This is a genomic window from Vibrio sp. 10N.261.55.A10, from assembly GCF_041470825.1.
In the GTDB taxonomy this organism is placed as follows: domain Bacteria; phylum Pseudomonadota; class Gammaproteobacteria; order Enterobacterales; family Vibrionaceae; genus Vibrio; species Vibrio crassostreae_C.
Genome location: NZ_JBFRNC010000043.1, coordinates 1 through 18,903, shown reverse-complemented (window position 1 = coordinate 18,903; position 18,903 = coordinate 1). Strand labels below are relative to the sequence as shown.

Below are 18,903 nucleotides of genomic sequence, written 5' to 3'. Positions count from 1 at the left end.
CATGAGTAACCAACAAGCTTGCCATGGTTGTAGCTTCACTCACCAATGTATTTGTCACCTGATACCTAGTGTCGCAAGCCAAATCGATCTTGTACTGCTCACTCATGAGAATGAACTGTCACGCGATACCAATACAGGGAAGCTGCTTCAGCAATCCCTTGATCAGTGTCAGTCCATTGTATGGCAAAGGAAAACACCACCAGCGGAGCTCATCGCACTGCTTGACGATGAAACACGACAACCGTTTCTTTTATTCCCAAGTGATCAAAGTGTCGAGTGCCAGCAAGCTGTAATGACCCAAGCCCAGAGCCGTAAGCCGCTATTCATCATCTTGGATGGCACATGGCAAGAAGCGAAGAAGATGCTTAACAAGAGCGCGTGGTTAAACACCATTCCTCAAATCCATCTCGATATCACGACTGAATCGTCATACACCTTGCGCCGCAATCAAGACAGCGGGCACTTATGTACCTGCGAAGTTGGCGTTGAGTTGCTAAAAACGTTAGGTGAAGCCGAACCGGCTAAGTTGATTAACGATTACTACCAACACTACCTAAAGGTGTTTCAAGCGGATAAATGTGGTCATTCACTCAAATAGAGGAAGCCACGTAGAGGCTTGCGGTAAGTAACGTAAAACTGAAACAAAAAGGGTGAGCCATAAGCTCACCCTTTTTACATCGTATTTTCGTTATTGAGCCAACCAGTGTTTCACGTGAAACGCTCGCTCCATCAAAACAAACGCTGAGGTTGACCAAAGTAATACCCTTGCAAGTAATCGACCCCCATGTCTTCAGCAATACGGCACACCTGCTCATTATGAACGAACTCCGCCACCGTCTTAGCATTCAGAATCTGGCATAAGCTCACCAACTGCTGAGCGATCTTGCGCTGCTTTTTATCTTTATCAATATTGCGAATCAAACTGCCATCAAGCTTGATCACCTGTGGTTCTAGCTTCAATATCTCATCAATGTTCGAATAGCCCGAACCAAAGTCATCAACAATAATATTCACACCAAGATCGCGGAAGTGATTACACACCTCAATCAAGCGACCGTAATCCTGAATTTGTTCCGTTTCTAACACCTCCAAGCCAATACGCTGTGGGTGACTGATTTTCTTGATCGCTTGTTCAAGGTGAAGAATGGTTTTCTCATTGCTGAAATCTTGTGGCGCTAAATTAATTGAGAACGAATCGGTTCGCTGACTCATAAAATCGAAGGTGCGCGTTATCATCTGACGACTGAGGCGTGTATAGAGATGGGTTCCTTCAATGATTGGCAAGAACTTACCCGGTGCAATTAACTGACCGTCCTCTTCAATTCGAACCAAACACTCGTAGCTCTCTACCTGATGACTGTGTGCTGAAACTATGGGCTGAGAGCACGCCACAATATTCTGATTAAGCACCGCGCGACTCACGCACGACAGCCAACCAAGTTGCTCTTGGCGATGCTTCTCCAATTGAATGAGTGCCTTGGCGCTCACTAGGTGCTTGTTCTGGCTGACAGCGCTGCGCCTCGCATCAATCGCCTTCAACAATAAGTCATCAATAGAGGTAGTCGGGAAATCTCGACGGCTGGCGATACCCGCACAGATAGACACCGACAAGTAATCAATATCGGGTAAACCGGTAGGCTCAAAATTCACATGCTCGGTTTGATCGGCAAATTCCGAGAATCGCTGATGAATATGTTCTTGGCTCGCCCAACTATCAAACACCACCGCCCACTCACCAATACCGATACTGTAGAGCTGACAGCCCTCATCAAAGAACTGCCACAGCGCCTTTTGAAAGTACTCACTCAAATCATGCAGAAGCTTGTCACCCACTCGATAGCCATACTTCTCATTGATCTGACCAAAGGTCGTGACCTTCAAAGCTAGTAAGTGGCTGTCACTGCTCATTTTCGACAGTTTCTCACGCAGCACACTTCGATTGGGTAAACCTGTACGGTGATCAATTCGATAGCTTGCCGTCAATGCAGTGGCTTGCTGCTGAATCTTACTCGCCATGCTGTTGTTCATGTCATCGACATCAAGCAGTGCATTTCGGATCAATGAAAACAGAGGGGATATGTTGGTCGCGGGTTGCGTCTCTAATGGCAATACCGCCTTACCCTCGCCTTCTCTAAGCGCAAGATAAGTGAGGCTATGGTGCAAGATTCGCTGTTGGCCATTCTCTTGATAAAGTTCTCCCATGCAGTAAACGCCATAGCTGTCGGCCAATTTTTGGAAAACCTCAACCTCTTGGTTACCATCGATAAAGTCGATACGAGAAGTGCAGTTGTAAATGAAGAACTGTTCTGGCCTATGAGAGGCGATCTGCTGCACGCCCAGTCGTATTTGCTCTAGGGTCAAAGATGGATGGTCATAACAAAACCGGACCTCATCACCCACTTGGAACTGGCCGCTGAATTCTATCTCCCCACTTTCCGTTACCTTGAGCGGTAAGTGAATGTTTTGCTCTTTGGGGTCACCGACCATCAAGGGAAAGTTATGCAGTTGCTCAAAAGGCACTTCGAAGCCATCAGCGAGGTAACGATTGTAGAGTTCGCGAACAGGCATCCCATCCAGTTCCAACAACCGGTTCTCTTGAGCACCGGTCACTCGAAAAGTTCGACCAATCGGATTCCATTCAGTGTAATAACCCTTAGCGATGGAGAGCTCGACACTGTGCAACGCCAACATCACATAGGCATTTTCATAGCAAATGCCATCTAACATCACCCAACGTCCATTATCTGTGATGGTCGATGCTCCGCCGCAGATAGGTAATGAATACCTCGACTGCTCAAACGCTGAAAATAGATCTCGGTTATTTATCTGCAAGCGGTCTGCGAAACAGATGATGCTTTGAGTATTATCATTGCACTCAAGCTGTTGCCACATAGCGTGGCTATCGAGTAATGGTTGTTCGCTATATTCGACAACACCACAAGAGTAAGACGTCGCGTCAAAGCGGCTAACAATCAGATAAAGACCTTGGTGCAGGATGACACCTTGGCTGATGTAGTGGTTAGCACTGCAACCAATCAGTTTGGCATTGGGAAAAGTCGATTGAATCACTTGGCAGGCAGCCAAAACAGAACCTTTCTCGAAAGACGAAAACACCTGAATCAGTAGGCTTTCATGTTGATGAAAATCTATCTTTTCCAATTCACGTTGGGTTTGCTCAATGTCTTGTATCAGGAGAGAAGTCGACTGCATATTCACATTAATCGTTACGTTAATGATTTGTTATTGTGCTTATTATAGATAAGGCTTGCACGGAATACTTACGATCGTGTTATGAATAATGTGACCTTAGTTAGACATCATTCATTCCACCAAAAAGCAGTCATTAATGGCGGCGCAGTACTTTTATCGTCAGTAGTTACACAATGCTAGAAGCTTTAACTGCTAAAACAGTCGCTTAGGCTCACCAAAGTAGTACCCCTGCAGATAATCGACACCCATTTGCTCTGCTATCTCACAAACCTGTTGGTTATGGACAAATTCAGCGACCGTTTTGGCGTTGAACACTTGGCACAAACGAACCAACTGAGAAGCGATGTTTCTTTGTTTTTGGTCTTTGTCGATATTACGAATCAAGCTACCATCGAGCTTAATGATCTGCGGCTCTAGCTTGATAATTTCATCGATGTTGGAGTAACCAGAGCCAAAATCATCAACAATAATTCTCGCCCCCAGAGCACGGAAGTGATCACACACCTCAATCATGCGGCCATAATCTTTAATCTGTTCTGATTCTAAAACCTCTAAACCAAGTCGAGTAGGATCGTTCATACCACTGATCGCAGCCTCAAGCACCTCAAGCGTCTTGTCGCTCAACAAATCTTGTGGGGATAGATTGATAGAAAACGAACTCTGCTTATCTGCCATGTAGCCAATAGTGCTCTTAATCATGTGTCGACTAAGGCGCGTGTATAGGTGGGTGTCAGCAATGATAGGTAAGAACTTTCCTGGTGGCACAATAGTACCATCCGACTCCATGATTCTGACCAAACACTCTTGGCCAATCATTTCGTGCGTACCCGATTCCACAATCGGCTGTGAGTAAGTGATGATGTTCTGATCTAAAATTGCACGGCTCACACAGCTCAACCAACCAAGTTGCTCTTTTCGGTCCTCTTCGCTCACCTGAATGTCTTTGGCATTGGTGATATGGGTATTATTACGCACTCCATAGCGTCGAGCTTCGATCGCTTTCAATAAGATCTCGTCACCACTGTCGGTTAAGAAGTCACAACGACTAGCAAAGCCGCCACACAGAGAAACTGACAAGTAATCAATATCAGCCAAACCATACGGCTCAAAATTTATGTGTTCGATGTCATCGGCGAACTCAACGAAACCTTCTTTTATTTTCGCACTACCAACACTGGCATTAAAGATAATCGCCCACTCTCCGACACCAATACTGAACAGCTCTACTTTCACGCGAGGCTCTTTGACGACACGAAGCTGCAATCGCTCGATGAAGTGATTAGACAGATCAAGCAGTAACTGGTCACCCACTTGATAGCCGTATTTTTCGTTAACTTGATGGAAATTCGTGAGCTTTAACGTGAGTAAGTGTTCACTAAACAGAATAGTATTGAGGCGTTCTTTCAATACGATACGGTTCGGCAAACCAGTACGCGAGTCAATACGATAGCTTTCGGTTAAGCGACGCGCTTGTTGATGGAGTTTCTTTTCCATCTGAGTATTCATACTGTCAAGATCAGCGACTGCATTTCTGACAAGGTTAAGCAATGGCGACACGGTTGAGCCACACTGAAAGTCTTCGCAATGAAACTCTTTAATCTCGTCAGACTCGCGCATAGCGATATAAGTCAGGCTATGGTGCAGTATCTCTTGGCGGTCTTCATTACGGTATAGCTCCCCCATGCAGTAGGCACCACATGTATTCACTATCCCTTCAAATGGCTTGAGCTCAAGTTTACTGTCGATAAACTCAAGTCGAGATACACAGTTATAAATGATCACCGATTCAGGCTGATGCATGGCTAGCATCTCGGCCCCGTGGCGTACCTTTTCTGCAGTGAGAGATGGGTGGTTATAACAAAACTGCGCCTCTTCACCGACATGCCAAGGGCTATCAAACTCGATACTGCCATCATCATTAATACGTAGCGGCGTCGAGATACCCTTCTTTCTGCCAAGTTCTCGATAAAGCGGAAAGCTCATCAGCTGGCTAAAAGGAAGGTCTTTGCCATCCGCAAGGTAATGTTTAAATACTTCAATAGCCGGCTTGTCGTTCAATGCGTATAAGCGATTTCCGATTGCGTGTGTGACTCGTAGCTTCATCCCAATCGGGTTCCACTCAGAGTACGCGTCCGACCAAACCTTCAATCTTGGGTTAGTCAGAGCCACAGCAACACAGGCGTGCTGGTAGGTTTGCTCGTTATACATAACCCAACGGCCAAATTCATTCTCATGGCACAGTCCACCAGCTATCGGCAAGGCGTAAGGCAAATTTTCAAAAGCGCTATAAATAGGATAATCACGCCCTTCAACCTGATCGCATAGGCTGATGACCGTTTTAGCATCTTTCGAGAGATCTAGTTGAGAAGCGAGCTCTTGGCTGTCTTGATTTGGATTGCCGGAAAAAGGCTGGACCGCAGAGGTTAGATGGGTTTCGTTGAACTCACTGATGATGACTAAGGTGCATGCACTTTCAAGGCAATTATCACAGATAACATGACGAGCACTCTGGCCAATTAGCGTCGCATTATTTAAACGATTGAGGGCAACACCCGCGATTTGACGAGCTAGATCTGAAGATTGAGCTGAGAAAATTTGAATAAGGTACTGTTTGCTGTCACACCATTCTCGCTGATCAAATTGAGCTCTAAATAACGCCTCAGTATTTGCGAGAAATGTAAATGTTTGCATGCCAACCCTTGTTCAAAATCGAGTGAAGTAACAACCCGCAACCACTGCTATGACTGAAATGAATCGATAAAAAGTAGTCGCCAATTATCCTAGCCTAATCAGGCTTTTATAGGCGACTAATGTAACAATTCAATAGCATAAATGCGACACAATAAGCTTACCGAGCCATTAAATTAGTCGCATAAGATCGCTAAGTTGGTCTATTTCAACATCAGGGAGCACACTCGCCTTCGGGGAGCGGTATAAATTGGAACCAGTGTCATTAAACCAGCACGCTTGGAAGCCATTTTGCTTGGCTCCATAGACATCCGTTTTGAGGTGATCGCCAACATGAAGAATATTCTCAGCGTCACAACCTAGGTGTTGCTGAGCTTTTTCAAACATATCTGGATAGGGTTTTGCTCTGCCATCAGGGCCGGCTTTAAGGATTAATTGAAAGTACAGCCCTAAGCCAATTTTGTGTGGATCGACATTGCCATTGGTAATCGCAACCAGAGGAATACGTTGGCTAAGTTCAGTCATCACTCGATGCGTTTCTTGAGGGACATCGACTTGATTACGCAACCACAAGGCATGCTCAATGCCCTCTCGAGCCGCTTGCTCTGCTTGCTGCAGAGAGTAACCCAATTGCAGCAAACCACTCTTAATCTGAGTTTCACGCCACACGGTGACATCATGTTTCAAAGCTGGGTTTTCAGATGCGACTTGCTGCTTAATGCCCTGCCACTCTTCAAGCGATAAAGAAGCCGACACTGGGTGCTTTTGATAAAGCCACTGTGCCATCTCTTTCTCAACCTTCATGATCACAGGCCAGTTGTCATACAGGGTGTCATCCAAGTCAAAGGTCATGGCTTTGATGGGCTTTAACCCTCGATAAATTCGCATAGTAAACCCTTTAATCTAATCTTTATTCTTCTTACGAGCTCTCGGGTGAGCCTGATCATAAGCTTGTGCTAAGTGTTGGAAATCTAAGTGGGTATACACTTGGGTCGTCGAGATGTTTTCATGGCCAAGCAACTCTTGCACAGCACGAAGATTTTGGCTCGATTCCAGCACATGCGTTGCAAAGGAGTGACGCAGTTTATGCGGGCTGATGTGGCTCGCGACAGATTGCTTCTTGCCCCACTCTTCCATGCGCTTTTGCACGCTGCGGTGAGAGATACGAGTCCCGAGCTTAGAGACAAACAGCGCGGTTTCACCCGGTGAAGCCAATTCACCACGAACTTTGAGCCATTTATCGACCCACTCTTTAGCTAAACCAGAAAAAGGCGCTTTGCGTTCTTTGTCGCCTTTACCAATCACTCGGATTTCGCCTTGTCGACCCAACACATCTTTCAGATTGATGCCGACCAGTTCTGCCAGTCGTAATCCAGCACCATACATCACCTCCATCATCGCTCGATCACGAATCGACAATGGATCGTCCTCATTCACATCAAGCAGTTGACCCACTTCATCAACATCGAGGTTTTTAGGCAAAGGGCGTTGTTTGCGAGGTGCAGAGACACCTTTGGCTGGATTGGCGGTCATTTCGCCACGCAACACAAGGAAATCAAAGAAGCTGCGCAGTGACGATAAGCGCGTTGCAATGCTGCTCGCTTTCATTCCCTCACGCATGCCTTTACTGGCCAGTTGTCTGACCCACGCCGCATCGACTTGACCCCAATCCTTTAGCCCTAGAGTGACTAAATGACCGGCCATGGTTTCAAGTTGTTGTTTGTAATTACGTTGGGTGTGTAGGCTGAGTCCCTTCTCGCTTCGGAGATATTCATAGAAGCGAGAAAGTGGCTTTTGAAGGCTGTTAGGAAGAGGTATTTTGGGCTCTAGGCTCATTATTTATCTGCCAAGGTAAGGTGTCCGCCAAATGAGCGACAACAAGTGCTAAATGGCGTAAAAAGAGCGTATCCATATGGGGTTGGAAATGTCCGCCATCTTCACTAGAAAAGGCGAGCAAACCCAATGGAGACTGCTTAGCAAGCGGTAGTACTACATAAGAGCCTAGCTCTGGAACTGGATAATCACCAAACAAATCGTGTCTGTCGGCTTTTCTCAAGCGTCCAAGATAAGCATCTTTGCCATTGAAATGGTTAAGCGAAAACTTAGAGTAACCCTCAGCACTCAACTGATAAAAGCCAGATTGCGAAAGAATACGAACATGAGCCTTAAGCCCAAGATCTAACGCTTTTTGTTCAACGGCTTTTATCACCTGCATGAAGTCACTGCATTTCAGCACTTGCGCTTGCAGATCCATAAACTCATAGAAGGTTTTATCGTTATTTGCTGCCAACGACATCAAGCCAGTGATCTCTTCTTCAAGCTCTTCGATTCGATGACGTTGGCGTTTAAGCTGAACCTCAACCAGAGAAACAGCGCCCTGCTCAACGTTATTGATAGCAAGGCGATCAACCAAATCTTTTCGGTCTTGGAAAAAATCTGGGTTATCACGTAAATATTCCGCGACCACTTCTGCGGTGAGTGCGTCGGCTTCAACGTAAGACAAAACCTATCCTTTATTTTTATGAATATATTTGTTTTGGGTCGTTATTAGCAAGAAAGTTGACCATCAAACACATGCGTTGCAGGGCCGGTCATAAACAGAGGTTTACCCGGGCCTTGCCAGCTAATGTGTAAGTCACCGCCTGGTAGACGAACCTTCACATTCTCAGCCAGTAAGCCTTGAGTGATACCCACTGCAACTGCGCCACACGCTCCGCTGCCACATGCCTGAGTTTCACCCGCGCCGCGTTCGTAAACACGTAGACGAACTTCTTCACGGTTAACGACCTGCATAAAGCCAGCATTAACACGCTCAGGGAAACGTTCATGTGATTCAAGTAGTGGGCCTAAGGTGTCCACATCAGCCGTGTCGACGTCATCAACCACGGTAACCACATGTGGGTTACCCATGCTTACCGCACCACAGAATAAGGTGTGTACATCCGTTCTTAGGATATACGTCTTCTCTGGCTGCTTGGCCTTGAATGGAATCTTGCCGGGTTCGAACTCAGGAATGCCCATGTTCACCGTGATCAGGTCATTCTCTTCAATCTTGAGAACCATTTTACCTTTCTTGGTACTCACGTTGATGCTGTACTTATTCGTTAAGCCTTTCATGCGAACGAATCGTGCAAAACAACGTGCACCATTGCCACACTGCTCCACTTCACTGCCATCCGCATTGAATATGCGGTAATGGAAATCAGTTTCTGGATCATAGGGAGCCTCAACCACAAGTAGCTGATCAAAGCCCACACCAGTGTGACGATCCGCCAAACGACGGATCAAATCTGGAGAAAAGAAAATATTTTGAGTAATGCAGTCCACGACCATGAAATCATTGCCCAAACCATGCATTTTAGAAAAGTGGAAGTGCATAACGCTTAAAATTACTCCGGAAGAATGTTTTCAAGTTCCCACAGACTCGTAAGCTCTTCACGCTGACGAACCAAGTGAGTTTTATCGCCATCCACCATCACTTCAGCCGCACGCGAACGAGTGTTGTAGTTAGATGACATCGCGAAGCCATAAGCACCCGCTGAACGAACTGCTAGCAGATCACCTTCTTCAAGAACAAGGTCACGATCTTTACCTAGGAAATCGCCTGTCTCACAGATTGGGCCAACCAAATCGTAAGTCACAGCTTCACCCTGACGAGGGCTAACAGGAACAATATCCTGCCAAGCTTGATAAAGTGCTGGGCGCATTAGGTCGTTCATTGCTGCATCGATGATGGCAAAGTTCTTGTGCTCTGTTGGCTTGAGGAACTCGACTTTCGTTAATAATACACCAGCGTTAGCAGCAATCGCTCTTCCAGGCTCGAAAATCAGCTCTAGATCAGAATGATTGTCTAGGCGAGCCAATAAGGCTTTCGCGTAGTCAGAAGGCTGTGGTGGTAATTCATCACGATAAACCACACCCAAACCGCCACCGACATCAAGGTGTTTGATGTTGATACCGTTAGCACGTAGCTGGTCGATCAGCGCAAGCAGGCGATCGGTTGCATCGATGAAAGGTTCGATATCCGTTAACTGAGAACCAATGTGGCAATCAATACCATGGATAGACAAGTTATCGAGTGTTTTTGCAAACTCATAGACAGCAGGAGCACGGTCGAAAGCGATACCAAACTTGTTATCACGCAGACCAGTAGAGATATAAGGGTGAGTGTTCGCATCAACGTCTGGGTTGATACGCAGTGAAATCGGCGCTTTAACACCAAGCTCACCAGCTACTTTATTCAGTCGCTCTAGTTCTGGTTCAGACTCTACGTTGAAACACTTAATGTTCAACTCAAGCGCACGCTTCATTTCAGCGGCTGTTTTACCGACACCAGAGAATACAACTTTTGCTGGATCGCCACCGGCAGCAACCACACGCTCTAGCTCACCGCCAGAAACGATATCGAAGCCAGAGCCCAAACGAGCCAAAGTATTCAACACGCCAAGGTTTGAGTTAGCTTTAACGGCATAACACACCAAGTGCGGATGCTCACCAACCGATGAATCAAACGCATTCCAGTGGCGTTCTAATGTTGCACGAGAATATACATACAGCGGTGTACCATATTGCTCTGCTAGTTGTGAAAGTGCGACGTCCTCAGCCCAAAGCTGGCCATCTTCCTGATAGTTGAAGTAATCCAAAGTTCTTATCCCTTATAAATAACGATTTCTGCGTGTTTTCACTTATTGTGATTGTTCGGTTTGCTGAACTTCATCAGGATCGTACAAAGGACCCGTTTGACCACAACCAGAAAGTCCAATAACGGACATCATAAATAGAGCAGCAATTAATTTTTTCATTTTGCATATCGTGATTATTAACTCAATGCCCCCTATAATCGCACCACACTCAGGAAAAGCAATAGGATAGAAAGGATGAACGAGACTGAATTTCATCAGCTGGTCGATATACAGATGCAAAACATCGAAGAAGCTATCGATGAATCAGAGGCAGATATTGATTACGAAGTGACTGGTAACGTGATGACGCTGGAGTTTGAGAACCGCAGCCAAATCATCATTAACCGCCAAGAACCAATGAAAGAAATCTGGTTAGCGTCTAAATCTGGTGGCTTTCACTTCAAGCTAGTTGACGACAAGTGGACATGTTCAAAGACGGGCATGGAGCTGTTTGAGATGGTTAAAGAAGAATGCGTGAAGCACGCAGGTGAAGCGATTGATTGGGTCTAATCATTTGTAAGCAAAACTAAAAAGGAGTGAATCAATCACTCCTTTTTCAATATCAATCGGGCTTAGTAAGACTAGATGTTGACTATCTTTGAGCTCCGAGAAGCTAAAGTTGCATCGTTACGATAAGGCACAACGTAAGAATTGCCTTCTTCAGGATGAACGATTTGGTAGTACTGAGGTAGGTTAAAGTTAATCAACTTAGACGACATCTTCGACTCATCTTTTACCGATGTGTAGAAAGAATTCACGCTCGCGATCATCTCATCTTTTTCACCGCTGTACTGGTGGTAGACCTCAACTTGGTTCGACTCGTCCAATACATAAATATTGAAGCCTTTGTCGGTATCTTCGAAAAAGAACTGAATCAAGCCCTCACTCGCAAAACCATCCACCACTTCTGGTAGCTGATACTCTTGCTCTTTATCGAGCATCAGTAAAGGTGAGCCTTTGAGCTTATTCGTCGAGATACTACGATAGAAATCGACCGAGTTTTCCAGCATCTGCACCGAAACACCACGACGTTCAAAGAACAGGCCAAACATCTTGTTTGCCAGACGAATAGCCTTGAAGCGGCGGCGCTTCTCCGGCTCAATCGGTTTCAATCGTAAGTCGATACACTCAGCAAGCAGTTGATACACCATATTACGCATCACACCACGCAGGTTTTTGCTGTAACAGAACACATCGACCGATTCTGGCGGTAACGCATCTTGGTGCATTTTACCAAGTACCGTCTTCAACGCGTCAAGCATTGCAGTATCACCTTGGAAATGAAGCGTACGTACTTCATGCCAAGAGTTACGATAAACCAGATCAACACTTCCGACTAAACTCTTACCTTCTTCACCAAAACTGAAGATATCGGCGTTCTTAAGATCAACCTTCAACGCACGACCACTTAATTCAGAAGTTGGGTCACTTTCAAAGTTGATGAACATCGCCAGTTGGCTTATTTCACACGGGCTCGCCAGTGCTTGCATACTTGGGCGACGCTTACGCAAAGAAAACGTATTACGCAGGTCGCTCACCATTTGATAGAACTTATCGATATCGATGTGAGCGTCACGTACCACAGAGTGCAAACGTGTCGACTCGGTAATCAAGCCATTAAAAAACGACCATGCTACCAACTTACTCAAGTACTCATGGTGCTCTAGAGAAGGCTGACCAAGAATGCGGTGTGCAACCAGTGGCTGCTTATACAAGTACCAACCTGCTTTATTCGACTGACCCTGACGAACTTCGATGAAGCTCAAGTCGGGTTCATGCAGATCCGGAGAGATTTGTGGGTTCAGCAGTGTCACTTTACCTGGCAATACCTCAAACGCAGCGTAAAGCTTACGTGCCAAGATGCTGATATCTTGTGGACTGATTGCCGAAGTGATGTCGTTACGACGCGCAAATTGAATCAGATTACGATAGCTCAGCATCAAGGCATCAAGCAGTGCATGGTGCACCACTTTAACCTGCTCAACCTTCCAGTTACGGCGGTTATCGAGCTCAGCAATGGTTTCATGTCCCCAATTCCAAGATTTAGTCATCTCGGTTAAGGCTTCACGACGCCACGCAACGGAGCCAATGCCCGCATCTCGTGACAACTTCTCGTGGGTCTTAAGATAAAAACAGCGCCTTACCAAGTCCAATCGAGTGTGGTCGTTAATGCGTTCTAGATAGCGCGTTACCTTTTCAAGCATCAGATAGTAGCTATCCATGCCATACAGATCCGGTTCATCCGCGAAGAAGCGACGCTTGGTATCAATACTCAGCAGTTGGGTGTTTGGGTATTCCCATGAATAGGCTTCTAACAGGATCGCCTTCAAAACCGATTTATACGGTGAGTCGATACTCTTATAGAGCTGCCACAGGTTTGAACCAAAGTACTCTTCAGCGGGAATGCGATTCAGCTTGCCGAAATCGATCCACTGCGAGCAATCAAGATAGCCATCCTGACACAAACCTTGAACATACTCGTCGTAACACTCTTCCATTTCTGGCGGAATGATTTGCCACAACAAACGCTGACCAGCCAAACGAACCGCAGAGCGATAAAACTCATCAAGCAATAATAAGTGCTGTGAAGAACCACAGTTATCGCCGGTCATCTCTTCTGAATGGTTCGAACGGAAACGCTCTTCATCCATCAAGAAGAAGTTCGCTTCTACTCCCAAGGTTTCAGCCCAATCGGTAATCAAGAGACACTTGTTGGTTAGGCTATCGCGAGAGGCGCCATCCATATCCGGGGAAACACACACCCAGATATCAAGATCACTTGAAGTGCTTTGACCAATAGAAGAAGTACTACCCATGGTGTACAAGCCAAGGATTGCTGGTTCATCCGTCTCGGTGAGTTTGCCACCCAGCGTTAATTCGGTATCAGAGACAAATTGCTTTTGGAATTCATTAAGCGTGAAGCTACGAATTCCAAAAGGAACTTGTTGGTCATAATAACCAGGCATCATCGGGTGATTGAAGTGAAGCAGTGCGGGAATAAGGTTGAATACTCGCTGGCCTTGCACATTCATCAACGCCAACGCACGATCAATGCGCTGCTGATTTAGATTGTCTAATCGTTGAATCAAAGTTTGAGTGTAAGCCTGCAAGGTAAGTCCTTGGTTTGAGGTTAAGTGCAGTTCTGTTTAGTTACTGAACGAAAGGAGCAACAAAACGTGATCAATTTAACACTTTTACCCTTAATGGTAAAGCAAAGGAACCCGTCATACTGGTCAATTCCTTGATGACAGAAAGTTAAACTCACGGCGCCGTAGTGTCCTCTTTATTGACTATTTCTAATAATAGCCCATGTTTCAAATGAGATACTAATCACACTATTTTGGTGAACTCATGAAAATCTCTCAGCTATCAAAGTATGGAATGATCAAACAGTAAGAATTCTCGCCTCATAATGGTAGGATTAGGCTATTACAGAACCTATATCGGAAACACCATGACAAATTCAGCACCAATCCGTATCGCGACCAGAAAAAGCCCTCTTGCCCTTTGGCAGGCATACTTTGTAAGGGATGCACTGCAAGCTGCTCACCCTGGTTTAGAGGTTGAGTTGGTAACTATGGTGACCAAAGGTGACATCATCCTAGACACTCCGCTTGCTAAAGTGGGTGGTAAAGGACTGTTCGTTAAAGAACTTGAAGTAGCCATGCTAGAAGGTCGTGCTGACCTAGCGGTTCACTCAATGAAAGATGTACCTGTCGACTTCCCTGAAGGTCTAGGTCTGGTAACAATTTGTGAGCGCGAAGATCCGCGTGACGCTTTCGTATCAAACACTTACAACAACATCGACGAACTCCCACAAGGTGCTGTCGTGGGTACGTGCAGTCTGCGTCGCCAATGCCAACTGTTAGAATACCGCCCAGATCTGATCATCAAAGAGCTGCGCGGCAACGTTGGTACTCGTCTAGGTAAACTCGATGATGGTCAATACGATGCGATCGTACTGGCTGCTGCAGGTCTTAAACGTCTAGAGCTAGAAGAGCGTATTCGTAGCTTCATCGAACCAGAGCAGTCTCTCCCTGCTGTTGGCCAAGGCGCTGTTGGTATTGAGTGTCGCCTTGATGACGAGCGTCTGATTAAACTCCTTGAACCACTGAATCATAAAGACACGGCTGATCGTGTACTGTGCGAACGTGCAATGAACCTTACCCTAGAAGGTGGCTGTCAGGTTCCTATCGGCAGCTACTCATTATTAGATGGCGAAAACATCTGGCTACGTGCATTAGTTGGTGAACCGGACGGTTCTAAGATGGTTCGTGGTGAGATCTCTGGCCCTCGCAAAGATGCAGAAGCACTTGGCGTGACTCTGGCAAATCAATTGCTGGATGATGGCGCGAGAGAAATCTTAACCAAGCTCTACGTTGACCAAGAATAATCATGACAGTGTTGGTGACTCGTCCCGGTTCAGAGGGACAATCGCTTTGCCAACAACTAGCGGATGAAGGGGTTCAAGCAATCCATCATCCGCTGATTCGTATCGTGGATAATCCCAACTCTGCGGATTTAAGCACCCAGCTTAATAACAGCGATATCATTATTGCAGTCAGTCACCACGCCGTGGCGGCTGCCCAAAGCATCCTTTCAAAAACCTCATCCATTTGGCCTACTTCGCCGCTTTATCTTGGCGTTGGTCAAAAAACTGCGCACGTTTTAAGCAAAGTCTGTAAACAAAAAGTAAACTATCCTCAAGTTAGTGATAGTGAACATCTTCTTAAACTTACTGAACTTAATGGCGTAGAAAATAAGTCCATTTTGATACTACGTGGCAATGGTGGGCGTGAGCTCATTAGGGATTCTCTACTCAATCGAGGTGCACAAGTCTCTTATTGTGAGACCTACCGTAGAGAATATATTCCTATTAGCGACCACAATACCTATCAAACATGGATAAACAAAAAAACGTCCAAAGTTGTCATCACTAGTCAGGAACAATTGGAGTATCTCTGCTCAATTACCCCTGATGAGTATTTGGCTTGGCTTTCAACAAGACATCTATTTGTCCCAAGCCAGCGCATTGTAGAACGAGCACAACAACTCGGCTTCTCGAATGTGACCAATACTCACAGTGCTACGAACCAAATATTACTGGCTGCTCTCCGGCCCTAGCTAGAAACAGGAAATAAGCATGACAAGCAAAAAAAATAATGAGCATATTGAACCTGAAAAGAAACAAGATACTCAGCCAGTAGTTGTTGAAAACGAAAAAGCTGACTCTACAGAGACAAAACAACCTGAGCAGAAGCTTGATGCCTCTGCTTCAAATACCGCTAAAAATGAGCAGCCTCAAGCTGAGCATAAAGAGCAAATAGAGAAAGCAGAAAAGCAAGGTAAGCGCGGTGTCAAACTAGGCGCTATTGCGATCGCTATTTCAATTATCTTCAGTGGCGGTATCGCATTTCAAATGCAGCAAAAGAGCGCTGAATACTCGGCTCAAATAGCCGCTCTTCAAGCACAACTTCAAAATACCCAATCTGCGGTAAATAAAGACCTACAAACCATCAAGCAAGAGACTATCCAAGAAGCCTCACACGCGGTGGAGAAAACTCAGGTCGTGCAATCTCAACAGCAGAAGAGCATTCAAAGCCTGCAGTTAGCAGTGGCTGACGTGAAAGGTCGCCGCCCGAATGACTGGTTACTTGCCGAAGCCGATTACCTTGTGAAACTAGCAGGACGTAAACTGTTCCTCGAGCATGATGCCGTTAGCGCAACCAAGTTAATGGAAAGCGCCGATCAACGTATCGCAGCACTGAATGACCCGAGCTTAGTGTCACTGCGTCAATCAATGACCAATGACATTACCAAGCTTCGCACTATTCCTCTGATCGACCGTGACGGCTTAGTTCTGCGTATCACAAGCTTGCAACAGCAAGTCGATACACTGCCGCTTGCCAATGCGATTCTTCCGGAAGCTGCGGTTGTTGAGAAAAAAGCGGTATCGCAAGATATTAATGATTGGCAGAACAACCTGATGACGTCGATGAAAGACTTCTCAGAAAACTTCATTACCTTCCGTAGTCGTGATGGCGAAGTTATCCCTCTACTCTCTCCTGAACAACACTTCTACCTGCGTGAAAACATCAAAGGTAAATTAGAAACCGCGATTCGCGCCGTCTACAAAGAACAAGGTGAACTCTATAGCGCAGCTCTTAATACCGCTAGCGAGTGGTCGAAAGCGTATCTAAACCAAGATAACAACTCAGTGATTGAATTTGAGAAAGCGATTAAACAGCTAAGTGAACAGAACATCTCTGTGAAATACCCTGTAAAGCTTGAATCTCAAAATGAGTTGTCAGATGTGATACGTGAGCGCCTACGTCGTGAAGTCACCGTTATGACCACGGAGGAAAAATAATGATTCGTTGGATTTTTCTTTTTCTCGTTCTAGGTGCTGGGTTAATTGTTGGTACTCAGTTCTCTGGTCAACAAGGCTACGTTCTGATCTCAATTGCGAATAAGACTATTGAGATGAGCGTGACAACACTGGTTATCTTTGTCATTGCTCTTCTAGCGGCTCTATTCGGCTTAGAGTACCTATTTAAAAAGCTTATGTACGCAAGCTCGACAACTTGGAACTGGTTCAGTGTTCGTAAGCTGAAACGTTCTCGTCGTTATACCAATGAAGGCATTATCAAGCTACTTGAAGGTGACTGGAAAGGCGCTGAGAAGAAAGTAACTCGTTGGGCTAACCATCACGACATGCCTCTACTTTGTTATTTAGTCGCTTCTCAAGCGGCACACGAACAAGGTAATACAAGTGAGCGAGATAAGTACATCGAGCTTGCTAGCCAACAGGACGACTCTCTACTAGCGGTTGAGCTAACTAAAGCTAAACAGCAAATCAGCGAGTCAAACTACGAAGCTGCATTCGATACACTTTCGACCCTAAAAGGCACATACCCTAATAACACTGCTGTACTTGGCCTGTTAAAAGCCACTTACTTGCAACTGAAGTTATGGCAGCCATTGCTAGAGTTAACTCCTAAATTAGTTAAGAACAAACTTCTAACAGCTGATGAGCAACGTGAATTAGAACAGAAAGCACAATGTGGGCTACTTCATGATGTGGCACAACAGCAAGGTAGCGAAGGTTTAATCAGCCATTGGAACAAGCTTTCAAGAAAACAGAAACAAAGTTCGCACCTTGTATCCTGCTTTGTGAAGCAACTTATCGCTCGCAAAGCTGACTCAGAAGCCTTCACTGTGATCAAAGAGAACATTGCAAAGAGTGGGTCAAATGAACTCTACATGTTGCTTCCAGAGCTGAACCTAGCCGATCACCACCCAGTAGTGGTCATGCTAGAACGTGCAATTAGTAAAGACAGTGGTAATGCCGAAGCACACAGCGCGCTGGCTCAGTTCTACTTAAGAGAGCAGAAGTGGGCGGAAGCACAAAGCCACTTCGAAAAAGCCCTAGCACTTCGCTCAAATGTTTCAGATTACGGATACCTATCTGACGCACTAGAGAAGCAAAACTTAACGAAAGCAGCTCACGAGGTTTCTCGTAAAGCGCTCGCTCTAGTTCAACCCGCTTAACTCTAAGCGACTCAAACTAAGCCGATGTCTAGCATCGGCTTTTTTGTATCTGCTATTTAACCCTAGATAACTTCTACAATAGCTATAAACCAAGCTCATCAAACACTTACCTGCCCAATACCAACTAACCATGAAATTGCTCAACTGGGCTTCTCAAACACACGGAGAACGACTTTAGTTGTGTCTGTACGTAGTTTTACCATTCTTATAAACAAGTCCTTATAAGAGGTTCGAGAGGAGTCATAGAGAAAAGTGATACCTTGAAGTTCAAGAACAAATGGAGATCAGCTTGAGAGAAGGCGCTTAAAGATATTTACCCGCAGACAGATGCCCACTTAAAGTCACGTTGAATTAACAATTAAATAGCCATCAACGTTCCAACTATAAACCGTTATAACCGGGGAGTTCACGTAACTGCCTGTAGATTAATCTATTAAGTAGAGGGAGATAGCAAGAGTTACCGACCAACAAAACCTTGTTATTAGAAACGAGGCATCTTTATCAGCCAGTTCAAATTAGTAGGAGATAGAGCTCTCAAGACGCTCAGGAAAAGTTAATCAACGAACCAATAGCCACAAGTATAAACTTACGTAATCAAGCGCTGCTAGAGAGAGCAGAGCTTAATAATAAGTGTCGGAATATCAGAGCTCGTGATCAACGTAAAGCGCCTCTACAAACTCTGAGACGAATAATAAGACTCATACCAATCCGGAAAATTAACTGATCAGGTCAATCCAATCTCTTGTACACATTTTTGTGACGCGATCTTTGC

At 45.4% G+C, this 18,903-nt stretch carries 15 protein-coding genes; 6 read left to right on the top strand and 9 right to left on the bottom strand.

All coding sequences use genetic code 11. The features are described from left to right. Position 1 precedes the first annotated feature (1 nt). Positions 2-598, top strand: coding sequence for a tRNA-uridine aminocarboxypropyltransferase (locus tag AB4274_RS13945; RefSeq protein WP_372112371.1), 597 nt, complete (start codon positions 2-4; stop codon positions 596-598). Positions 599-729: 131 nt separating this feature from the next. Here AB4274_RS13945 and AB4274_RS13940 read toward each other — a convergent pair whose 3' ends face one another. From AB4274_RS13940 to lptM, 8 genes are all read right to left on the bottom strand, one after another. Next, positions 730-3,210, bottom strand: coding sequence for an EAL domain-containing protein (locus AB4274_RS13940; protein WP_372112370.1), 2,481 nt, complete (start codon positions 3,208-3,210; stop codon positions 730-732). Positions 3,211-3,402: 192 nt separating this feature from the next. After that, on the bottom strand, positions 3,403-5,901 hold the full coding sequence (locus AB4274_RS13935; protein ID WP_372112368.1) for an EAL domain-containing protein: 2,499 nt from the start codon (positions 5,899-5,901) through the stop codon (positions 3,403-3,405). 168 nt (positions 5,902-6,069) lie between these two features. Continuing rightward, entirely contained in the window at positions 6,070-6,786 is a 717-nt protein-coding gene (gene yigB, locus AB4274_RS13930) for a 5-amino-6-(5-phospho-D-ribitylamino)uracil phosphatase YigB (RefSeq protein ID WP_017068593.1), read from the bottom strand. Between the two features lie 15 nt (positions 6,787-6,801). Next, the gene (gene xerC, locus AB4274_RS13925; protein WP_017061015.1) at positions 6,802-7,734 is read right to left on the bottom strand and encodes a tyrosine recombinase XerC; all 933 of its coding nucleotides are present in this window, start codon (positions 7,732-7,734) and stop codon (positions 6,802-6,804) included. Further along, positions 7,703-8,401 carry a DUF484 family protein gene (locus AB4274_RS13920; protein WP_017061014.1) on the bottom strand — a complete coding sequence of 233 codons (699 nt, stop codon included), beginning with the start codon at positions 8,399-8,401 and terminating at the stop codon, positions 7,703-7,705. The genes xerC and AB4274_RS13920 overlap by 32 nt, the downstream gene beginning before the upstream one ends. 44 nt (positions 8,402-8,445) lie before the next feature. Then, on the bottom strand, positions 8,446-9,276 hold the full coding sequence (dapF, locus tag AB4274_RS13915) for a diaminopimelate epimerase (RefSeq protein ID WP_017061013.1): 831 nt from the start codon (positions 9,274-9,276) through the stop codon (positions 8,446-8,448). Positions 9,277-9,287: 11 nt separating this feature from the next. Continuing rightward, positions 9,288-10,541 (bottom strand): diaminopimelate decarboxylase, encoded by a 1,254-nt coding sequence (gene lysA, locus AB4274_RS13910; protein ID WP_017061012.1) that lies wholly within the window; start codon positions 10,539-10,541, stop codon positions 9,288-9,290. A gap of 42 nt (positions 10,542-10,583) precedes the next feature. Further along, a complete protein-coding gene (gene lptM / locus AB4274_RS22145) occupies positions 10,584-10,700 on the bottom strand; it encodes an LPS translocon maturation chaperone LptM (RefSeq protein ID WP_017063757.1) in 117 nt (38 codons plus the stop codon). 75 nt (positions 10,701-10,775) lie between these two features. Here lptM and cyaY point away from each other — a divergent pair, with 75 nt between their 5' ends. Then, the gene (gene cyaY / locus AB4274_RS13900; RefSeq protein WP_017061010.1) at positions 10,776-11,090 is read left to right on the top strand and encodes an iron donor protein CyaY; all 315 of its coding nucleotides are present in this window, start codon (positions 10,776-10,778) and stop codon (positions 11,088-11,090) included. Positions 11,091-11,161: 71 nt separating this feature from the next. On the opposite strand, the gene AB4274_RS13895 is transcribed toward cyaY, so the two are convergent. Beyond that, positions 11,162-13,690: a class I adenylate cyclase gene (locus tag AB4274_RS13895; protein ID WP_372112367.1), complete on the bottom strand. Its 2,529-nt coding sequence runs from the start codon at positions 13,688-13,690 to the stop codon at positions 11,162-11,164. Positions 13,691-14,034: 344 nt separating this feature from the next. Here AB4274_RS13895 and hemC point away from each other — a divergent pair, with 344 nt between their 5' ends. The 4 genes from hemC to AB4274_RS13875 are packed head-to-tail and all read left to right on the top strand — an operon-like array spanning position 14,035 to position 18,131. Further along, a complete protein-coding gene (gene hemC / locus AB4274_RS13890; protein ID WP_017061008.1) occupies positions 14,035-14,973 on the top strand; it encodes a hydroxymethylbilane synthase in 939 nt (312 codons plus the stop codon). 2 nt (positions 14,974-14,975) lie between these two features. After that, positions 14,976-15,704: a uroporphyrinogen-III synthase gene (locus AB4274_RS13885; protein ID WP_017061007.1), complete on the top strand. Its 729-nt coding sequence runs from the start codon at positions 14,976-14,978 to the stop codon at positions 15,702-15,704. Between the two features lie 19 nt (positions 15,705-15,723). Next, positions 15,724-16,950 carry a uroporphyrinogen-III C-methyltransferase gene (locus tag AB4274_RS13880; protein ID WP_017061006.1) on the top strand — a complete coding sequence of 409 codons (1,227 nt, stop codon included), beginning with the start codon at positions 15,724-15,726 and terminating at the stop codon, positions 16,948-16,950. Then, entirely contained in the window at positions 16,950-18,131 is a 1,182-nt protein-coding gene (locus AB4274_RS13875; protein WP_017063752.1) for a heme biosynthesis protein HemY, read from the top strand. The genes AB4274_RS13880 and AB4274_RS13875 overlap by 1 nt, the downstream gene beginning before the upstream one ends. Positions 18,132-18,903 lie beyond the last annotated feature (772 nt).

Excerpts from the sequence above, each read along its gene's own strand:
- AB4274_RS13945 (WP_372112371.1), top strand. The coding sequence starts at position 2 with ATGAGTAACCAACAAGCTTGCCATGGTTGTAGCTTCACTCACCAATGT.
- AB4274_RS13940 (WP_372112370.1), bottom strand. The coding sequence starts at position 3,210 with ATGCAGTCGACTTCTCTCCTGATACAAGACATTGAGCAAACCCAACGT.
- AB4274_RS13935 (WP_372112368.1), bottom strand. The coding sequence starts at position 5,901 with ATGCAAACATTTACATTTCTCGCAAATACTGAGGCGTTATTTAGAGCT.
- yigB (WP_017068593.1), bottom strand. The coding sequence starts at position 6,786 with ATGCGAATTTATCGAGGGTTAAAGCCCATCAAAGCCATGACCTTTGAC.
- xerC (WP_017061015.1), bottom strand. The coding sequence starts at position 7,734 with ATGAGCCTAGAGCCCAAAATACCTCTTCCTAACAGCCTTCAAAAGCCA.
- dapF (WP_017061013.1), bottom strand. The coding sequence starts at position 9,276 with ATGCACTTCCACTTTTCTAAAATGCATGGTTTGGGCAATGATTTCATG.
- lptM (WP_017063757.1), bottom strand. The coding sequence starts at position 10,700 with ATGAAAAAATTAATTGCTGCTCTATTTATGATGTCCGTTATTGGACTT.
- cyaY (WP_017061010.1), top strand. The coding sequence starts at position 10,776 with ATGAACGAGACTGAATTTCATCAGCTGGTCGATATACAGATGCAAAAC.
- hemC (WP_017061008.1), top strand. The coding sequence starts at position 14,035 with ATGACAAATTCAGCACCAATCCGTATCGCGACCAGAAAAAGCCCTCTT.
- AB4274_RS13885 (WP_017061007.1), top strand. The coding sequence starts at position 14,976 with ATGACAGTGTTGGTGACTCGTCCCGGTTCAGAGGGACAATCGCTTTGC.
- AB4274_RS13880 (WP_017061006.1), top strand. The coding sequence starts at position 15,724 with ATGACAAGCAAAAAAAATAATGAGCATATTGAACCTGAAAAGAAACAA.
- AB4274_RS13875 (WP_017063752.1), top strand. The coding sequence starts at position 16,950 with ATGATTCGTTGGATTTTTCTTTTTCTCGTTCTAGGTGCTGGGTTAATT.